Origin of the sequence: uncultured Rothia sp. (assembly GCF_937976295.1) — a bacterium.
Classification (GTDB): Bacteria; Actinomycetota; Actinomycetes; order Actinomycetales; family Micrococcaceae; genus Rothia.
This window is the reverse complement of sequence record NZ_CALJRY010000229.1, coordinates 1-3,658: the sequence shown is the minus strand read 5'-3', so window position 1 is coordinate 3,658 and position 3,658 is coordinate 1. Positions and strand designations below refer to the sequence as shown.

General features: G+C 61.5%; 2 protein-coding genes. One reads left to right on the top strand and one right to left on the bottom strand.

The annotated features are described in order from the left end of the window. Nucleotides 1-2,449, bottom strand: a 2,449-nt coding sequence (locus Q0216_RS06150; RefSeq protein ID WP_298593774.1) for an NAD-glutamate dehydrogenase domain-containing protein, incomplete at its 3' end; no start/stop codon positions are given. 241 nt (nt 2,450-2,690) lie between these two features. Between Q0216_RS06150 and Q0216_RS06145 the strand changes: the two genes are divergently transcribed. Next, complete coding sequence (locus tag Q0216_RS06145; RefSeq protein WP_298593772.1) at nt 2,691-3,605, top strand: shikimate dehydrogenase; 915 nt, start codon at nt 2,691-2,693, stop codon at nt 3,603-3,605. The last annotated feature ends 53 nt before the right edge of the window (nt 3,606-3,658 follow it).

Below are 3,658 nucleotides of genomic sequence, written 5' to 3'. Positions count from 1 at the left end.
CACCACGTGCGACGCTACCGAAGCGCAGGTGAACACCCTCAACGCGCGGGGAGTAGACGAAAATCTCGAACTTGGGGCGGGGCAGGGGTGCGAAGTCGATCTCCTGCGGTGCCACCTTGAATGCGAGTGCCGGGCGGTCAGCCAGGTATGCGTTGGTGCGCAGGATAGCGCGAATCACCTTGCCGAGGGAGCGCAGGTAGCGGTCAGCGTCCAGGGTGGGGATCTGGTTCAGTTCCTCAACCAGGGCTGCTTCGATTTCCTCACGGCGTGCGTTGCGCTGCTCATCGTTGAGACCGTTGTTCGGGTCGAAGCTGACCGCGAAGAACTCGACCAGGTGCTTGGTGATGGCCGGGTTAGCGAGCAGGGTGTTCGACATGAAGGACGGAGTGTAGCCCAGGCCCAGCTGAATCAGGTAGTGGTTCAGAGCACGGAACAGACGTACTTCCTGCCAGGTCAGGCCCTCAGCCAGGATCAGGCGGTCCAGGGTATCGGACTCGCGCTCACCGAGCAGGTAGGCGTTCAGGGCATCCTCGTACAGGGAAGCCACAGCGTTTGCGTCCACGCCCTCGGGGAACTGGACCCCAAAGTCGTAGAGGTAGCCGTAGTCTTCGCCGTCCTCAGGCTTGAACTCGTAGGGCTTCTGATCAACAACGACCAGGCCCATATTCTGCATAACCGGCAGAAGCTCGGTGAGGGTGTGAGGTGCGGACAGGTAGGTCTTCAGTCGGGTGGTGTTGGCTTCGCCGGCTTCAACCTTGATTGCGGCGGGCTTCTGGCCCGAGAGAGATTCAAGAATCACGATATCCTCGATTGCTTGTTCTACTGTGTAATCGGCTCGGTAGGCTGCGCTCGTCGCATCTGCCCAGGCTGATGCGAGTCGGCGGCCTGCCGCTCCGGGTTTCCATGCCTCAATAGCAGCTGCGGTTGCTTCCACCCAGGAGCGGGCGGCTTCTTGCAGTCGCTTTTCGAGAGCTTGATGATCCGTCTTCGGCACATCATTGGGGTTGGTGAGCCGAATGCGGAAGAATAGACGCGCCAACGATGAGGAGGACAGGTACACCTCATGGTCGATGGCACTAAGATCAAATTCCTGTCGGAACACCCGCTGGATGCGCGCACACACGTTCGTGTTGTAGCGGTCCCGAGGCAGGTACACCACGGCGGAAATAAACCGGTTGAACTGGTCGGCGCGCAGGAACAGGCGGGTCTTGCGGCGCTCCTCCAGGCCCATGATGCCGCCGAAAGTTTCGGTCAAATCATTAGCGGAAGCGTGCAGCAGTTCCAGGCGGGGGTAATCCTCCAAGGCACCCAGAAGCGCCTTGTCAGAGTAAGAACCGGGGTGGTAGCCGAGGCGGCGGCGCACCATCGCGATACGCTCACGCACCAGCGGAGTCTCAATAGCGGGCAGCGCGTACGACTGGCGAGTGAACAGACCCAGAATGACGTACTCACCAATCACGCGGCCGTTCAGGTCGAAGCGGCGCACACCAATGTAGTCCAGGTAGTCGTTCCGTGCGACCGTGGAGCGGGAGTTCGCCTTCGTGATGTACAGGGGGCGCGGGAACAGGGCGCGTTCCAGAGTCTCACCCGAAAGGGGGATGCGGCTCTTGCCCTCCGTGGTGCGCAGAATACCGAGCGCCGAACCGGGGCGGTCCACCAGGGAGATAGCGCCGGAGGTGCCGTCCAGCACGCGCTCCTTTACGCCCATGAACACGAAGTTGCCGCGGGTCAGCCAGCGCAGGAAGTCCTGTGCCACCTCCACACGGGAGGCAGGCTCCACACCGCGCGGGTTAGCGGCGTAGGATTCCTCGCCGTGCCCCAGGGTGGCGCCGCGCAGATCATACATGGACTGCGCCAGGTCGAAAACGCGGGTGACCATGGCATCCAGGTCGGTGTGGCAGGCGCGAACGTCAGCGAGGACGCGCTCAACTTCCTTCTCGCAGCGGCGCTGATCTTCCTCGGTAAGGTAGCGGGTCAGGCGAACCGCAATCCAGGACTCAATAGCGACCGTGGTGCCCGCGGGAGCGTTCTCGCTGAGCTTTAGGGAGGGCACGCCAAGAGTGGCGGTATCACCGCTGGCGAGGTTGCCGCGCATACCGGTGCCGCGCAGGCTCAGAAGGGAACCATCCGGGCCGCGTTCTACAAGGAATGTGGGGTGAAGAATGGTGACGAACCCACCAAAGTGCGCGGCAAGGCATGCAGTCAGGGAGCTGACAATGTGTGGCATGTCGTCGGTCGCGACGTACAGGGTGGTGTTGTACTCGTCGTTGCGTGCGGCAACGACAGGGGTCTTGGGCAGGCGGATTTGAGCCAGCGCACGGTGGGTGCGAGCCAAATCCTCTAACTCTGCCGGGGTGAACTCTTCACGCTCATCTTCGGGGCTGTTCAGGAAATACTGCTCGACCCATGCATCGGCGCCAGCGAAGTGTGCCATAGCTTTGTCAGTCATTGACAATCTATCCTCCGAATATCGGTATCACTTCACTGTGACGGTGTCTGTGTGGTCTCATGTGCGCGCCGTGGCGCGCGAGCACTTATACCAAGCTTATACCTTCGAGGTGTTTCTGTCAGACATAATCGCTCTTGTGTAGGTAGAAATTATTTTTATCTTCTTCCCAAATCCAGCGCGCATTTGGTACGGGTTCAAGAAAGTAGGTGCATCTTACGAGGCGGACACGTACAGTGAAACTATGAGTTTGCGTACTGAATCCTTCCTGGTGGGCCTCATTGGCGACGGCATCACCTCCTCACTGACCCCTCCCATGCATGAGGCGGAGGCGGACGCGCACGGGGTGCGCTACCTGTACCGCCCCGTAGACCTGGACGCCCTGAACCTGGACGGCGCCTCCGCCCCGGCACTGCTGGATGCGGCAGCACTGCTCGGCTTTAACGCTTTCAACATCACGCACCCGTGCAAGCAGTCGGTCATGGAGCACCTGCACGAGCTTTCGGATGCGGCACGCGCCCTGGGCGCGGTCAATTGCGTGGTGATTCGCGAGGACGGTAGCTTCTACGGCGACAACACGGACTACTCGGGGTTCATTGCGGGTCTGAAGCGCGGTCTGCCGCAGGTGGCGGAGGATTCGGCGCGCCTGGAGCACGTGGTGCAGTTGGGTGCCGGTGGTGCCGGTAGCGCCACGGCGTACGCACTGTGCCGCATGGGGGTGCGCCGCCTGAGTCTCTTCGAGCGTGACGCGGCGAAGGCTCAGGGGCTTGCGGAGCAGCTGGGTGGGCTCTTCCCGCAGACCCGAATCGAGGTGCTGAGTGACGATGAGCGCCTCATTGAGGCTCTGCTGGAGGCTCAGGGTTTGGTGAATGCAACCCCGGTGGGTATGCACGTGCATCCGGGTATGCCGTTGAGTGAGTCGGCGCTGAGTGCCGGGGTGTTGCGTGAGGGCCTGTGGGTTGCGGATGTCATCTACCTGCCGCAACAGACGCAGCTAGTGCGCGCGGCGCGTGCCGCCGGGTGCGAGGTGCTGACGGGCGGCTACATGGCGGTGGGTCAGGCGGTGGATGCGTTCCGCCTCTTTACCGGATTGGAACCGGACGCCGAGCGCATGGCGGCGCATTTTGAGGCGCTGATTGCGGCACAGCAGGGGGTTTAGAACACCAAATACAGGGAACCAAATACAGGTGGGGTTGGATAGATATCTATCCA